Genomic DNA, 14338 nt, shown 5'->3' with positions numbered 1-14338 from the left:
GCCGGGCCATAACAATGTGTCAACTCTACGCGTGTAGCTATGGGTTGGCGTATTACCGTCGCCGACGCGCCCCCGCGCGGCTCCGCGCGACCGTTCACCCCTTCCGTACGTACGTCCTGTCCCCCGAGGAGAGTGCGCCATCAACGCGTCCAGCCCTCCCGCCGTCGAACTGCGCGGCATCACCAAGCGCTTTCCCGGCGTCGTCGCCAACCGCGACATCGACATCACCGTACGGCGGGGCACCGTCCACGCCCTGTGCGGTGAGAACGGCGCCGGCAAGTCGACCCTGATGAAGATCCTCTACGGCATGCAGAAGCCGGACGAGGGCACCATCGCGGTCGACGGCACCCAGGTCACCTTCGCCACGCCCGCCGACGCCATCGCGCGCGGCATCGGCATGGTCCACCAGCACTTCATGCTGGCCGACAACCTCACCGTCCTGGAGAACGTCGTCCTGGGCGCCGAGAAGCTGCACGGCATCGGCGGCAAGGCACGTACGAAGATCCGCGAGATATCGGAGGCGTACGGCCTCGGGGTGCGCCCCGACGTCCTCGTCGAGGAGCTCGGGGTCGCCGACCGGCAGCGCGTCGAGATCCTCAAGGTCCTCTACCGGGGCGCCCGGACGCTGATCCTCGACGAGCCCACCGCGGTCCTCGTGCCGCAGGAGGTCGACGCGCTCTTCGACAACCTGCGCGAGCTCAAGTCCGAGGGCCTCACGGTCATCTTCATCTCCCACAAGCTGGGCGAAGTGCTCTCCGTCGCGGACGAGATCACGGTCATCCGGCGCGGGACCACGGTCGGCACGGCCGACCCGAAGAACACGAGCACCAAGCAGCTCGCCGAGCTCATGGTCGGCAGCGAGCTGCCGTCGCCGGAGACCGAGGAGTCGACGGTCACCGACACCCCGATGCTCCACCTGGGCGGGGTGCGCCTCACGCAGACCGACCTGGACGGCGTCGAGCGCGTCATCCTCGACGACGTCAGCTTCACCATCCACCGCGGCGAAGTCCTCGGCATCGCGGGCGTGGAGGGCAACGGCCAGTCCGAACTCGTCGAGGCCATCATGGGCATGCGGGCCCCGGACCGCGGCACCGTCGCTCTGGACGGCGCCGACGTCACCCGGACCCCCACCCGCAAGCGCCGCGAAGCCGGTGTCGGTTACATCCCCGAGGACCGGCACCGTCACGGGCTGCTCCTCGAAGCGCCGCTGTGGGAGAACCGGGTCCTCGGCCATGTCACCGAGCGCCCCAACTCCAAGGGCGGGCTGCTCGACCTCAAGGCCGCCCGCGCCGACACCGAGCGCATCGTGCGCGACTACGACGTCCGCACCCCGGGCATCGAGGTCACCGCGGCCTCCCTGTCCGGCGGCAACCAGCAGAAGCTGATCGTCGGCCGCGAGATGAGCCACGCGCCCAAGCTGCTGATCGCCGCCCACCCCACCCGCGGTGTGGACGTCGGCGCACAGGCCCAGATCTGGGACCAGATCCGCCGCGCCCGCCGCGAGGGCCTCGCCGTGCTGCTCATCTCGGCCGACCTGGACGAGCTGATCGGCCTGTCCGACACCCTGCGGGTGATGTACCGCGGCCGCCTGGTCGCCGACGCCGACCCCGCCACCATCACCCCGGAGGAGCTGGGCTCCGCCATGACAGGTGCGGCCTCCGGCCACCTCGAGCACACGGAAGACGCCGAAGGCGGGGACGCCCGATGAAGACACTGATATCCCGGGGCAAGTCCCGGATCGACAAGGAGCGGCTGATCCTCGCGGTCGCCGCCCCGCTCCTGGCGATCATCGCCGCACTCGTCGTCACCGCCGTGATCATCGCGGCGACCGGCAAGGACCCCTTCGCCGCGTTCAGCGACATGGTGACCTACGGCTCCGCGAGCGACAGCCAGGTCTACATCCTCAACAAGGCGACGACGTACTACCTCGCGGGTGTCGCGGTGGCCATCGGCTTCCGCATGAACCTGTTCAACATCGGTGTCGACGGCCAGTACCGGCTCGCCGCGTTCGTCGCGGCCGTGCTCGGCGGGGCGCTCACGCTGCCCGGCTGGCTCTCCATCCCGCTGATCCTGCTCGCCGCCATGGCGACCGGTGCCCTGTGGGCCGCCATCGCGGGCATCCTCAAGGTGACCCGCGGTGTCAGCGAGGTCATCTCGACGATCATGCTCAACTCGATCGCGACCGCGATCATCGCCTACCTCCTCCAGCCCGAGCAGCTCGGCCAGCTCGACGAGGCGGGCACCCTGGTGTCCACCAAGCCGCTGCCCGAGTCCTCGAACTTCTTCATGATCGACGCGGGACCGGCCGGCCAGGTCTGGGGCTTCATCGTGATCGCCGTGCTCGTCGGCGTCGCGTACTGGTTCGTCCTCGGCCGCACCCGCTTCGGCTTCGACCTGCGCACGGTCGGCCAGTCCGAGTCGGCGGCCGCCGCGAGCGGCGTCAGCGTCAAGAAGATGGTCGCCACCAGCATGGTCATCTCGGGTGCCGTGGCCGGTCTGGTCGGCATGCCGACGCTGCTCAACGACAGCCACCAGTACGACAACAGCTTCCCGGTGGGCCTCGGCTTCACAGGCATCGCGATCGCGCTGCTCGGCCGCAACCACCCGGTCGGCATCGCGCTCGGCGCCCTGCTGTGGGGCTTCCTGGAGCGCACCACCAACCACCTGGAGTTCCAGGGCTACGACAAGGAGATCCTCGGCGTGATCCAGGGCGTCATCGTCCTGTGCGTCGTCATCGCCTACGAAGTCGTACGCCGCTACGGGCTCAAGCGCCAGCAGCAGCGGGTCGGCGCCGAACTCGCCGCGCAGGCCGCCGCCGTCCGCACCGACAAGCAGGAGGTGGCCGGATGACCGCCACGACGACCGACACCCCGCCGCCGGCGGCACCCGCGGTCAGCGGCGCCAAGAAGGCGCGCGGCCGGCTCTCCACGGGCCAGACCCTGATGATCGTCGTCGGTGCGCTGTTCCTGGTCTCCGCCGTCCGCGTCATCACGGGCGCCGACCAGCTCACCTCCGGCGGCCAGATCAGCGCCGCCCTCGGACTCGCCGTGCCCATCGGCCTCGCGGCTCTCGCGGGCCTGTGGTCGGAGCGGGCCGGCGTGGTCAACATCGGCCTCGAAGGCATGATGATCCTCGGCACGTTCGGCGCCGGCTGGCTCGGCTGGCAGACCAGCCCCTGGCTCGGCCTCGTCTGTGGCATCGGCTTCGGTGTCCTTGGCGGTCTCATCCACGCCGTCGCCACCATCACGTTCGGCGTCGACCACATCGTCTCCGGTGTCGCCGTCAACCTCCTCGCCCTGGGCGCCACCCAGTACCTCGCCAAACTGTTCTTCGCCGACGGCGAGCCCGCGGCCAAGGGCGGCAACCCCAAGCAGTCGCCGCCCGCCGAGTCGCTCGGCGACGTCACGATCCCGGGCCTGTCCAGCGCACTGCACTCCATCGAGCAGCACCACTGGTTCCTGGTCTCCGACCTCGCCGGCATCCTCGGCGGCCTGGTCACCAACGTCTCCGTGATCACGATCCTCGCCGTGCTGCTCTTCGTGGGCAGCTGGTGGGTGCTGTGGCGCACCTCGTTCGGCCTGCGCCTGCGCTCCTGCGGCGAGAACCCGGTCGCGGCCGAGTCCCTCGGCGTCAACGTGTACGCGCACAAGTACGCCGCCGTCGCCATCTCCGGCGGACTCGCGGGTCTCGGCGGCGCGTTCCTCGCGCTGGTCACCTCGCACAGCTACCTGGAGGGCCAGACCGGCGGGCGCGGCTACATCGGCCTCGCCGCCATGATCTTCGGCAACTGGCGGCCGGGCGGACTCGCCATGGGCGCGGGCCTGTTCGGCTTCTCCGACGCGCTCCAGCTGCGCAACGGCGGCGAGACCGTCCACGCGCTGCTGCTCCTGCTGGTCGTGCTGCTGGCTCTGCTTGCGGGCTGGAAGGCGTACCGCAAGGCCATGATCCAGGCCACGATCAGCGCGGTGATTGCCGTGGTTGTCCTGGTCTGGTACCTCCTGACGGATGAGGTGCCCGGCGACTTCGTCGGCGCCACCCCGTATGTCGTCACCCTCCTGGTGCTCTCCCTGTCCGCGCAGCGGCTGCGGATGCCCAAGGCCGACGGCATGCGCTACCGGAAGGGTCAGGGCAAGTGACGGAAGCCGACTGGGAAGCACTCAGGGAGGCGGCCCGCGAGGCCATGTCCCGCGCGTACGTGCCGTACTCGGCCTTCCCGGTCGGCGCCGCGGCCCGCGTGGACGACGGCCGCACCGTGTCGGGCTGCAACGTCGAGAACGCGTCGTACGGGCTCGGCCTGTGCGCCGAGTGCGGGCTCGTCTCGCAGCTCCAGCTCACCGGCGGCGGCCGCCTGACGCACTTCACGTGCGTGGACGGCAAGGGCGAGATCCTGATGCCGTGCGGCCGCTGCCGCCAGCTCCTCTACGAGTTCGGGGGCACCGAGCTGCTCCTGGAGACGACATCGGGGATCCGCCCGCTCGGCGAGATGCTCCCCGACGCGTTCGGACCCCAGCACCTCAACTGACCTACGGCCCCGCCCGGTTGGGCGGGGCCACTTTCAACGGGTCGCTCTATGCGCGTAGAGTCGGCCTGCTGCCACCTGCGGAAGGACAACGCCATGGACGTCATCTCCGTCATCCGGACCAAGCGGGACCGGGGCGAACTCAGCGACGAGCAGATCGACTGGGTCATCGACGCGTACACGCGCGGCGTCGTCGCGGACGAGCAGATGTCGGCGCTCGCCATGGCGATCCTCCTCAACGGCATGAACCGTACGGAGATCGCCCGCTGGACCGCCGCGATGATCGCCTCCGGCGAGCGCATGGACTTCTCGTCCCTGTCCCGCCCGACCGCCGACAAGCACTCCACCGGCGGCGTCGGCGACAAGATCACGCTGCCGCTCGCCCCGCTGGTCGCCGCGTGCGGCGCCGCCGTCCCGCAGCTCTCCGGCCGCGGCCTCGGCCACACCGGCGGCACTCTCGACAAGCTGGAGTCCATCCCCGGCTGGCGCGCCCTGCTCTCCAACGACGAGATGCTGAACGTCCTCGACACCGTCGGCTCCGTGATCTGTGCGGCCGGCGACGGGCTCGCCCCCGCAGACAAGAAGCTCTACGCGCTGCGCGACGTCACCGGCACCGTCGAGGCGATCCCGCTCATCGCCTCCTCGATCATGTCGAAGAAGATCGCCGAGGGCACGGGCTCGCTCGTCCTCGACGTCAAGGTCGGCACCGGCGCGTTCATGAAGACGATCGAGGACGCCCGCGAACTCGCCTCCACCATGGTCGAGTTGGGCACCGACAGCGGCGTGCGCACGGTCGCCCTGCTCACCGACATGTCGACGCCCCTCGGCCTCACCGCCGGCAACGCGCTCGAAGTCCGGGAGTCCGTAGAGGTACTGGCGGGCGGCGGCCCCTCCGACGTCGTCGAGCTCACCCTCGCCCTGGCCCGCGAGATGCTCGACGCGGCGGGCATCAAGGATGCCGACCCGGCGAAGGCCCTCGCCGACGGCTCCGCGATGGACGTCTGGCGCCGCATGATCGCCGCGCAGGGCGGTGACCCCGACGCGGCGCTGCCCACATCCCGTGAGCAGCACGTGGTGGTGGCCGGGAAGTCCGGCGTCATGACCCGCCTCGACGCGTACGGCATCGGCGTTGCCGCCTGGCGCCTCGGCGCGGGCCGCGCCCGCAAGGAGGACCCGGTCCAGGCCGCCGCCGGCATCGAACTCCACGCCAAGCCGGGCGACCCCGTCACCGCGGGCCAGCCCCTCCTGACCCTGCACACGGACACCCCGGAGCGCTTCGAGTACGCCCTTGAGTCCGTCGAGGGTTCCTACGACATCTCGGCCCCGGGCACGGCATTCGAGCCCACGCCGGTCGTGCGGGAACGCATCGGCTGACCTGAGGTTTCCCCGTACGGGTGAACGGGATCGGCAGACCTCTGCCGGTCCCGTTCGGTCACCCCAGCAACGCCGCGACCACCACCAGCGCAGGCACCGACGCCAGCGTCGACAGCAGGATCGACTCCCTCGCCAGTCTCTCCGCGACGTTGTAGCGCGAGGCGTACGTGAAGAGGTTCTGCGCCGCCGGGAGCGCCGACGTCACCACCACGTCCAGGAGTGACGCGCCCCGCAGGCCGAAGACGCCCGCCGCGAGCACCCACGCCACCGCGGGCTGGCCCACTGATTTCAGGGCCACCGACAGCAGTACCGGCACCCGGTCGGAACCTCGCCGGGCTGGCAGCGAGCTCCCGCACAGCGAGATCCCGTACGCGAGCAGCACCACCGGCACGGACATCTTGCCGATCAGATCGACGGGGTTGAAGACGGGGCCCGGCACCGTCCACCCCGTCGCCGCCACGATCACGCCCGCGAGCGCCCCGACCGCGATCGGGTTGCGCAGCGGCGTGACGAGCCGCTGCCACAGGGACCGCGTCTCCCCGGCCTCCGAGAGATCGAGGACCGTCATCGCTATCGGCGTCACCACGATCTGCTGGAAGAGCAGCACGGGCGCGACCAGCGAGGCGTCGCCGAGGACGTACACGGCGATGGGGATGCCGAGGTTGCCCGAATTGACGTAGCTGGAGCACAGGGCGCCGATCGTCGTCCGCCCCACGCCCCACCGGCGCGCGACGCCCACCGCGATGAACACCCCGGCGGCGGCCGCCGTGCTCAGCGCCGTCACCAGCAGCCGCGGCGACAGGATCACCGAGAGGTCGGCCTTCGCGAGCGTGGTGAACAGCAGCGCGGGCGTGGCGACATGGAAGGCGAGCTTGGTGAGGACCTCGCGGCCGTTGTCCCCGAGATAGCCGCGCTTGCCGATCAGGAAGCCGACGGCGATGACCACCGCGATGACGGCGAACCCGTTCAGCACCCCTGCCACGATGCCCCCTGCCGGCGTCGTGCGGACGGCTGAGCAGGTACGCGATCAAGGGGCATCCTCATACCCTCGGAGGCCACCCGACACAGGGTCAACGTGATGCGCGCGACACCAGGGCAACGTGGTGCACGGCATTCGGCGCGCGGCCGGACCGCCGATGAGTTCCCGCCGCCGCGCCGGTCTCCCTAGCGTGGCAGCTTTCCGACCTCCCGACCTGGCTCCCGCCGGCCCCCTGCGCCGCGGCGACGTGCCGCACCTGTGCGACCAGGTGCGCACGGCGTGCGCCCGCGCCCCCGCGCGCGACATCGTCTGCGACCTCGCGGCCGTCACCACGGCCGATCTCGCCACCGTGGACGCGCTCGCCCGGATGCAGCTCGCCGCCCGCAGAGCCGGGTCAGGACTGCGGCTGCGCGATCCGTCCCCGGCGCTGTGGGCCCTGCTTCAGCTGGTCGGCCTGCCCGGCCTAGGCGGTCTCGTCGTCGAGATGGAGCGGCAAGCCGAACAGCGGGAAATAGCGCGCTGTGTCCAGGAAGCAGTGGAGTCCGGTGATCCGGCCCTCTGAGACCTCAAGGACCTGGACGGCCCACGGCGAGAACCCGCCCTTGTCCGGGTCGGGCTTGTAGTGGGCGAACGCGGGCGAGCCGTTGGCCTCGACGGGCACCAGCCGGCTGTCGGCACATGAGGCGCCGATCGTCGTCATGAAGCCCGTGATGTCCGGCGTGCCGCGCAGCCACAGGTCGAACGGCGGCATCGTCATGATGGCGTCCTCGGCGAGCAGCGCCGTGAGCGCCTTCATGTCGTATCCCTCGAACGCGGCGACATAGCGCTCCAGGAGCGCCTGATGCTCCTCGTCCAGCTCGTCGTCCGCGCTCTTCTTCTCGGCCGGGACCTCGGCGAGCGTGGCGCGGGCCCGCTGGAGCGCGCTGTTCACCGACGCCACCGAGGTGTCGAGGAGCTCGGCGACCTCCTGCGCCTTCCAGGCCAGGACCTCGCGCAGGATGAGCACGGCCCGCTGCTTGGCCGGGAGCTGCTGCAGCGCCGCCACGAACGCGAGCCGCACCGACTCCCGCGCCACCGCCGCCTCCGCCGGGTCGTGCACGGTCGGCAGCACGCGCGCGTCCGGCATCGGCTCCAGCCACACATTGTCCGGCCGGGGTGTGAGAGCCGCCTGCGCGAGCGGCGCCGCCGCCGTCAGGTCCATCGGCCGGGCCCGCTTGTTGCCCGCGTTCAGCATGTCCAGGCAGACGTTCGTCGCGATGCGGTACAGCCAGGACCGCAGGCTGGAGCGGCCCTCGAATTTGTCGAAGCTGCGCCAGGCGCGGACCATCGTGTCCTGCACCGCGTCCTCGGCCTCGAAGGCCGAGCCCAGCATCCGGTAGCAGTACCCGGTCAGCTCGACCCGGTACTTCTCGAGACGGACGTCCACCTCGGTGGTCGTCCCTGCGATGTCACTCATGTACACACCCCGCCCTGCGGCTTCTGGCAAGTCCCGAAAGTCCATGCAAGTCCCAGCACTTCGGAAGCTACCGCAGGGCACTGACAACGGCCCCCGGACCGGCGAAATACGCCTGTCCGGGGGCCGTTCTCAGCATGATCCGAACGCGGTCAGTGCGCCGCCACGAGCGTCTGCCGCTGCTGCACCCGCGCCGCGTGCGAGCCCCACAGGGTCACCGACACGACGCCGAGCACCGCCACCAGGCCGAGGGCCACGGTCCCGGCCCAGCCACCCGCGTGGAAGGCCACCGCGCCGAGTGTGCCGCCCACGCTGGAGCCGATGTAGTACACGGACTGGTACAGCGCGGACGCCTGCGCCCGCCCGTGCGTCGCCGTGTGGCTGACCGAGGACGAGGCCACCGCGTGCCCCGCGAAGAAACCGGCCGTGATCAGGACGAGGCCGAGCAGCACCATGACGATCGCGTCGCCGAGCGAGAGCAGCAGCCCGGACGCCGTCGTGCCCACCGCCAGGTACAGCGCCCCGCGCCGCCCGAGCCGCGCGACGAGCTTGCCGGCCGCGGCCGAGGAGACCGTACCCACCAGGTACACCAGGAAGATCGAGCCGATGATGCCCTGCGGGAGCGAGAACGGCGCGGCCGTGAGCCGGTAGCCGATCACCGTGTAGACGGCGCCGAAGACCGTCATGAACAGGGCGCCGATCACGTACAGACGGCACAGGAGCGGGTTCGCGAGGTGGCCGCGCACCGTGCGGGCCAGGACCCGCGGCCGCAGCGAGCCCGGGGTGAAGTGCCGGGGCTGCGGCAGCAGCAGCCGGAACGCGACCGCGCACGCCACGGCGATCACGCCGATCGTGGCGACCGCCGCGCGCCAGCCCCACTCCTGCGCGACCCACCCGGTGATGACCCGGCCGCTCATCCCGCCGATGGAGTTGCCCGCCACGAACAGGCCGATCGCGGCGACCAGCGCCTTGGGCCGCACCTCCTCCGCGAGATACGCCATCGCGGAGGCCGGCAGACCGGCGAGCGCGGCGCCCTGGAGGGCCCGCAGCGCGATCAGCGCGCTGAGCGAGGGAGCGAAGGGGACGAGCAGGCCGACCGCGACCGCCACCGACAGGGACGCCGTCATCACGGTGCGCCGTCCGAACCGCTCCGACAGGGCGCTCAGCGGCAGTACACACAGAGCGAGCGCGCCCGTCGCGCCGGAGACCGTCCAGCTCGCGGCGCTCGCGCTGACGCCGAAGTCGGCGGAGACGAGGGGGAGCAGGGCCTGCGTGGAGTAGAGGAGGGCGAAGGTCGCGACCCCGGCCAGGAAAAGGGCGAAGCTCATCCGGCGGTAACCGGGTCCGCCCGGGTTCAGACGGGTGTCGGGGGCTTCGGGGGACGACGGCTTACGGGCGGCGACCGCGTGGGTGGCGGCCGCCCCGCTACTGGCAGGAGGCATATCTCGAAGGTAGGCCTCCGTGTTTCATGCGTCCAATGCATGAAAACGCCATAATCAATCCCATGGCGCATAAGCAGAGTTCAGAGACTCGTCTGTCACCGTCCAGTGACACAGAAGACATCGTGACGACGCTCGCGCCCCGCCTGTCGTACTTCGCCGCGGTCGCCCGCACCGAGCACGTCACGCGGGCCGCGCACGAGCTGGAGATCCCCCAGTCGACGCTGTCGCGCGCCCTGGTCCGCCTCGAACAGGACCTCGGCGTGGAGCTGTTCGCGCGGCACGGCCGCACCGTCTCGCTCACCCCGGCGGGCCGTACGTTCCTCACGTCCGTCGACAGGGCGCTCGCCGAGGTCGGCCGCGCCGCCGAGTCCGTACGGGCCGACGCCGACCCCGCGTCGGGCAAGGTCGCCTTCGGCTTCCTGCACACCATGGGCTCCGAGACCGTCCCCGGCCTGATCCGGGCCTTCCGCGCCGACCACCCCCGTATCCGCTTCAGCCTCGTCCAGAACTACGGCGAGGCGATGCTGGAGCGCCTGCGCGCCGGCGAGCTCGACCTCTGTCTCACCTCGCCCGTCCCCGACGAGCCGGGCCTCGTCGCGCGCCGCCTCGACGAGCAGCGCCTGCGCCTGGTCGTCCCCGACGACCACCGCCTCGCGGGCCGCAAGCGCGTCCGCCTCGCGGAGGCGGCCGACGAGCCGTTCGTGACCCTCGAACCCGGCTACGGGCTGCGGCGCATCGCCGACGGCCTGTGCGCGGAGTCGGGGTTCAAGCCGCGTGTCGCCTTCGAGGGGGAGGAGACGGAGACCCTGCGCGGCCTGGTCGCGGCGGGCCTCGGTGTGGCGCTCCTGCCGCCACCCGCAGTACCGCGCCCGGGGGTTGTGGAGCTGACCGTGACCGGGCAGCGGGCGGTGCGCGAGATCGGCGTGGCCTGGCTCGACGGCCATCCGGACACCCCGCCCGTCGCGGCGTTCAAGAAGTTCCTGCTCTCCCGGCGCGGCAAGCTGCTCTCCGAGTGGACGCGCGCGCAGGAGTAGTCACCGCGCGAGCGACCTGCCGAAGCCCGAGGCCAGCGGCATCCGCAGCCCCAGCGGCGGCGGCGCGGCCAGCGCGTCCTGCAGCGGCCGCGAGAACGCCCGGCCGAAGAGCGAGCCGAGCACGAAGTCGCGGGCCAGGGCGTGGACTTCGGTGCGGTGCTGGTGGAGCGCGTGGCCGTCGGAGTGCACCTCGAAGCGGCAGATGTCGCGGTTGGACTTCTTCGCGCGGGCGGCCAGGCGGAACGACAGCTCGGGATCCGTGCGCTCGTCGTTCGTGCCGTGCACGATCAGAACGCGGCGGCCCGCGAGCTGTTTCACCGGTTCAGGTGGCGCGGCGACGTCCTCCTCGGGCAGCCAAGGGGCAAGCGCGAGCACCGAGTTGACGGCGCTGTGCCCGCCCGCGTGCAGCGCCGCGCGGGCACCCATGTCGACCCCGACGAGGCAGATGGGGATGTCGCCGTAGCGCCGTACGGCTTCGTCCGCGGCCCAGTCGGCGTCGCGCGCGAGCTGTGCCTGCGCGCCGTTCCAGCCGCGGCCGCGGTAGTGCACGACATGCGCCGCAAGGCCGTCCCGCCGTCCCTCGCGCACGAGGGCGCGCCCCAGGGTCCGTACGGCCGCCGAGGCCAGCGGTGACGGCCTGCGCGCGGAGGTCTCCTCACCTGCGGGCAGCAGCAGAACCACACCGCTCACCGTCGCGGAAACGGGCCCCATCGCCTTCCCGAGCCGGGCCTCACGGACCGTCGTCGCTTGCTGTCCCATGACAGAACAGTGTCAGAAGGTCCGGTGTACGCCACCCGTCCGCAGGGTCACCGTTACGTATCGACAGGCGGACGTCACCGAGTATCTACGCGCGTAGGCGTTAGAGTGCGGAAATGACGAGCCAGACCAGCGGAAACTCGCAGATTCCGACCCCCGAGCAGATCGTTCGCGCCCCCAAGGTGCTGCTGCACGACCACCTCGACGGCGGCCTTCGCCCCGGCACCATCGTCGAACTCGCCCTGGAACAGGGCTACGAGAACCTCCCGGAGACCGATCCCGACAAGCTCGGTATCTGGTTCCGCGAGGCCGCCGACTCCGGCTCCCTCGAGCGCTATCTGGAGACCTTCGCCCACACCTGCGCCGTCATGCAGACCCGCGAGGCGCTGTTCCGGGTCGCCGCCGAGTGCGCCGAGGACCTCGCCGAGGACGGCGTCGTCTACGCCGAGATCCGCTACGCCCCCGAGCAGCACCTCGAACAGGGCCTCACCCTCGAAGAGGTAGTCGAGGCGGTCAACGAAGGCTTCCGGGAAGGCGAGCGCCGCGCCAGGGCCAACGGCCACCGCATCCGCGTGGGCGCCCTGCTCACCGCCATGCGGCACGCGGCCCGCGCCCTGGAGATCGCCGAACTCGCAAACGGCTACCGCGACACGGGCGTCGTCGGCTTCGACATCGCGGGCGCGGAGGCCGGCTTCCCTCCCACCCGCCACCTCGACGCCTTCGAGTACCTCAAGCGCGAGAACAACCACTTCACGATCCACGCGGGCGAGGCCTTCGGCCTGCCTTCCATCTGGCAGGCCCTCCAGTGGTGCGGCGCCGACCGCCTCGGCCACGGCGTGCGGATCATCGACGACATCAAGGTCGAGGACGACGGCACGGTCAAGCTCGGCCGCCTCGCCTCCTATGTACGCGACAAGCGCATCCCCCTGGAGATGTGTCCCAGCTCCAACCTCCAGACGGGCGCTGCCGACTCCTACGAGGCCCACCCCATCGGCCTGCTCCGCAAGCTGCACTTCCGCACCACGGTGAACACCGACAACCGCCTCATGTCCGGCACCAGCATGAGCCGCGAATTCGAGCACCTGGTCGACGCATTCGGCTACACGCTCGACGACATGCAGTGGTTCACTGTCAATGCGATGAAATCAGCATTCATTCCTTTCGATGAACGACTGGCCATGATCAATGACGTCATCAAGCCCGGATATGCCGAGTTGAAATCCGAATGGCTGTTCCGTCAGACCGCCTCGACCAGGGGTTCTGTCGCGCAGTAGCGCCTCTTTGTGCGAATCTGAAGCGGCCGGGAGCATTAGCTCCCGGCCGCTTCTCCGTGTATTTCGCCGGTTGCGACGCGCCCTGACGCATGTTTACGGTCGTGGACCGCTCAAGCCCCCGTTCACGAGGACTCATTTCACAATGAAGCAGTCTGCTGTCAAGACCCTCGGTGTCGCCGCCCTCGGTGCCGCCTTCGCTGCCGCGGGCGCCGGTGCCGCGTCCGCCGCCCCCGCCCTCCCGGATGCGGGCTCCGCCCTGGACACCGTGACCAGCACGCTCCCCGCCGAGCAGGTCGCGCAGGTACTGCCCGCCGGTGGCACCGAGTCCCTCACTGCCGGCAAGAACGCCGTCGCCGGTGGCCTGAAGGCCGCCACGCCCGCCGTCACGAAGGCCCTCCCCACCAACGGCAGCGACCCGGTCTCCGGTCTCCTCGGCGGCCTGCCCGTCAAGTCGCTGCCCGCCGGCGGCGCCCTGCCCGTCGGCTGACCCACCCGACACGGCGCACACACGGACACACAGGAGGGGCGCACCCGCGCGAGCGGGTGCGCCCCTCCTTGTCGTACGTCAGCCTGCCTTGTCGTACATCAGCCTGCGGGCCCCGTCGTCACCACGCCTGGCGGACCTTGCCCTCGCTCGGCAGCAGGATCCACAGCGCGATGTACAGCAGGAACTGGGGACCGGGAAGCAGACACGAGAGCACGAAGATCACGCGCATCGTGGTCGCGGAGGTGCCGAAGCGCCTTGCCAGCGCTGCGCACACTCCGCCGATCATCCGTCCGTTCGTGGGGCGGGCAAGGGCGGTCATGGTGGGCTCCTTCGCGAACCGTAGCGGTGAGGCGCCCCCTTGGCCGGGACTGGCCGGGACGTCTCCGATGGCTTCAAAGCTACGGTGACGAACCGGGCGAAGCGTCAGCTCACGGGGCGATGCCGACCCTGGAAATCGTCGGGGTCCGCCCCTGAGAGGGCTCCTCCCGGGGGAGGGCGGGGACCTCGGTCCTGCGGCGGAGCCTGCCCCTGAGAGTCGGCACCACGGCCGCGTGCGCGAGGGCCACGCCCAGCGTGTTCAGGAACAGTGAGTCGATGTCCACGACCTGCCCCGGTACCCCGGTCTGCAGCAGCTCGATGCCGAGCGAGAGCAGCGCTCCGGCGGCGACCGTACGCACCAGCGAACCCAGCGGCGAGACGACGAGCCGCCCTCCGGCGATCGGCAGCAGCACCCCCAGAGGCGCGAGCAGCACCAGCTCCTTGCCGATGCGCCGCACCGCCTCCGCCGGACCGAGCGCGAGATCCGCCCTGATCCCGGCGAACGGATGCAGGTTCGCGGCGCTGACCCACGGCACGTCCAGTGGTCGCAGCGTGATCCAGCAGACGAGAAGCAGATGCGCGGCAAGGAGGACTATCCCTGCCGTACGGAAGCGGATGGCGGCCTTGGAGCCGCCCGGGCGATGGCGCTGCACGTCCCCCAAGACGCGGACGGCGGGACGATCGGTTCCGCGTCGCCGGCGT

15 protein-coding genes are annotated in these 14338 nt (G+C 70.8%); 9 read left to right on the top strand and 6 right to left on the bottom strand.

Translation table 11 applies throughout. The features are described 5' to 3' along the window. The first annotated feature begins 139 nt into the window (after positions 1-139). The 5 genes from OG574_RS20290 (at position 140) to OG574_RS20270 (ending at position 5893) form a co-directional block, all read left to right on the top strand. Positions 140-1708 carry an ABC transporter ATP-binding protein gene (locus OG574_RS20290; protein WP_384262329.1) on the top strand — a complete coding sequence of 523 codons (1569 nt, stop codon included), beginning with the start codon at positions 140-142 and terminating at the stop codon, positions 1706-1708. After that, positions 1705-2850 (top strand): ABC transporter permease, encoded by a 1146-nt coding sequence (locus OG574_RS20285; RefSeq protein WP_100594727.1) that lies wholly within the window; start codon positions 1705-1707, stop codon positions 2848-2850. Before OG574_RS20290 ends, OG574_RS20285 begins: the two co-directional genes overlap by 4 nt. Next, complete coding sequence (locus OG574_RS20280; protein ID WP_326774389.1) at positions 2847-4136, top strand: ABC transporter permease; 1290 nt, start codon at positions 2847-2849, stop codon at positions 4134-4136. The genes OG574_RS20285 and OG574_RS20280 overlap by 4 nt, the downstream gene beginning before the upstream one ends. Continuing rightward, positions 4133-4522 carry a cytidine deaminase gene (locus tag OG574_RS20275; RefSeq protein ID WP_100594725.1) on the top strand — a complete coding sequence of 130 codons (390 nt, stop codon included), beginning with the start codon at positions 4133-4135 and terminating at the stop codon, positions 4520-4522. Before OG574_RS20280 ends, OG574_RS20275 begins: the two co-directional genes overlap by 4 nt. 93 nt (positions 4523-4615) lie before the next feature. Further along, positions 4616-5893 carry a thymidine phosphorylase gene (locus tag OG574_RS20270; RefSeq protein ID WP_326774388.1) on the top strand — a complete coding sequence of 426 codons (1278 nt, stop codon included), beginning with the start codon at positions 4616-4618 and terminating at the stop codon, positions 5891-5893. 58 nt (positions 5894-5951) lie between these two features. Here OG574_RS20270 and OG574_RS20265 read toward each other — a convergent pair whose 3' ends face one another. Beyond that, a complete protein-coding gene (locus tag OG574_RS20265; RefSeq protein ID WP_326774387.1) occupies positions 5952-6875 on the bottom strand; it encodes an AEC family transporter in 924 nt (307 codons plus the stop codon). Positions 6876-7062: 187 nt separating this feature from the next. On the opposite strand from OG574_RS20265, the gene OG574_RS20260 reads away from it, so the two are divergent. Then, positions 7063-7434 (top strand): STAS domain-containing protein, encoded by a 372-nt coding sequence (locus OG574_RS20260; protein ID WP_326774386.1) that lies wholly within the window; start codon positions 7063-7065, stop codon positions 7432-7434. Here the strand turns inward: OG574_RS20260 and OG574_RS20255 are convergent. Together OG574_RS20255 and OG574_RS20250 are read right to left on the bottom strand one after the other, a co-directional pair. Next, positions 7336-8328 carry a sigma-70 family RNA polymerase sigma factor gene (locus OG574_RS20255; protein WP_326774385.1) on the bottom strand — a complete coding sequence of 331 codons (993 nt, stop codon included), beginning with the start codon at positions 8326-8328 and terminating at the stop codon, positions 7336-7338. The genes OG574_RS20260 and OG574_RS20255 overlap by 99 nt on opposite strands. 149 nt (positions 8329-8477) lie before the next feature. Next, entirely contained in the window at positions 8478-9767 is a 1290-nt protein-coding gene (locus OG574_RS20250) for an MFS transporter (protein ID WP_326774384.1), read from the bottom strand. 62 nt (positions 9768-9829) lie between these two features. Between OG574_RS20250 and OG574_RS20245 the strand changes: the two genes are divergently transcribed. Continuing rightward, the gene (locus OG574_RS20245) at positions 9830-10801 is read left to right on the top strand and encodes a LysR family transcriptional regulator (protein ID WP_326774383.1); all 972 of its coding nucleotides are present in this window, start codon (positions 9830-9832) and stop codon (positions 10799-10801) included. On the opposite strand, the gene OG574_RS20240 is transcribed toward OG574_RS20245, so the two are convergent. Next, positions 10802-11560 carry an alpha/beta hydrolase gene (locus OG574_RS20240; RefSeq protein WP_326774382.1) on the bottom strand — a complete coding sequence of 253 codons (759 nt, stop codon included), beginning with the start codon at positions 11558-11560 and terminating at the stop codon, positions 10802-10804. Positions 11561-11673: 113 nt separating this feature from the next. Here OG574_RS20240 and OG574_RS20235 point away from each other — a divergent pair, with 113 nt between their 5' ends. Together OG574_RS20235 and OG574_RS20230 are read left to right on the top strand one after the other, a co-directional pair. Beyond that, on the top strand, positions 11674-12831 hold the full coding sequence (locus OG574_RS20235) for an adenosine deaminase (RefSeq protein ID WP_326774381.1): 1158 nt from the start codon (positions 11674-11676) through the stop codon (positions 12829-12831). A gap of 142 nt (positions 12832-12973) precedes the next feature. Further along, positions 12974-13318, top strand: a complete 345-nt coding sequence (locus tag OG574_RS20230; RefSeq protein WP_100594717.1) for an ATP-binding protein — start codon at positions 12974-12976, stop codon at positions 13316-13318. 118 nt (positions 13319-13436) lie between these two features. Here the strand turns inward: OG574_RS20230 and OG574_RS20225 are convergent, their stop codons facing one another. Beyond that, positions 13437-13637: a PspC domain-containing protein gene (locus tag OG574_RS20225; RefSeq protein WP_100594716.1), complete on the bottom strand. Its 201-nt coding sequence runs from the start codon at positions 13635-13637 to the stop codon at positions 13437-13439. A gap of 109 nt (positions 13638-13746) precedes the next feature. Further along, complete coding sequence (locus tag OG574_RS20220; RefSeq protein WP_326774380.1) at positions 13747-14289, bottom strand: VanZ family protein; 543 nt, start codon at positions 14287-14289, stop codon at positions 13747-13749. Between the last annotated feature and the right edge of the window lie 49 nt (positions 14290-14338).

Origin of the sequence: Streptomyces sp. NBC_01445 (genome assembly GCF_035918235.1) — a bacterium.
Lineage (GTDB): Bacteria > Actinomycetota > Actinomycetes > Streptomycetales > Streptomycetaceae > Streptomyces.
Note: the sequence above shows the minus strand (reverse complement) of the source record. Positions and strands in the feature narration are given on the sequence as shown.

Bases quoted from the DNA above. Each gene is read 5' to 3' on its own strand.
- OG574_RS20230 (WP_100594717.1), top strand. From the start codon at position 12,974: ATGAAGCAGTCTGCTGTCAAGACCCTCGGTGTCGCCGCCCTCGGTGCC.
- OG574_RS20225 (WP_100594716.1), bottom strand. From the start codon at position 13,637: ATGACCGCCCTTGCCCGCCCCACGAACGGACGGATGATCGGCGGAGTG.
- OG574_RS20245 (WP_326774383.1), top strand. From the start codon at position 9,830: ATGGCGCATAAGCAGAGTTCAGAGACTCGTCTGTCACCGTCCAGTGAC.
- OG574_RS20235 (WP_326774381.1), top strand. From the start codon at position 11,674: ATGACGAGCCAGACCAGCGGAAACTCGCAGATTCCGACCCCCGAGCAG.
- OG574_RS20280 (WP_326774389.1), top strand. From the start codon at position 2,847: ATGACCGCCACGACGACCGACACCCCGCCGCCGGCGGCACCCGCGGTC.
- OG574_RS20240 (WP_326774382.1), bottom strand. From the start codon at position 11,560: ATGGGACAGCAAGCGACGACGGTCCGTGAGGCCCGGCTCGGGAAGGCG.
- OG574_RS20250 (WP_326774384.1), bottom strand. From the start codon at position 9,767: ATGCCTCCTGCCAGTAGCGGGGCGGCCGCCACCCACGCGGTCGCCGCC.
- OG574_RS20285 (WP_100594727.1), top strand. From the start codon at position 1,705: ATGAAGACACTGATATCCCGGGGCAAGTCCCGGATCGACAAGGAGCGG.
- OG574_RS20270 (WP_326774388.1), top strand. From the start codon at position 4,616: ATGGACGTCATCTCCGTCATCCGGACCAAGCGGGACCGGGGCGAACTC.
- OG574_RS20255 (WP_326774385.1), bottom strand. From the start codon at position 8,328: ATGAGTGACATCGCAGGGACGACCACCGAGGTGGACGTCCGTCTCGAG.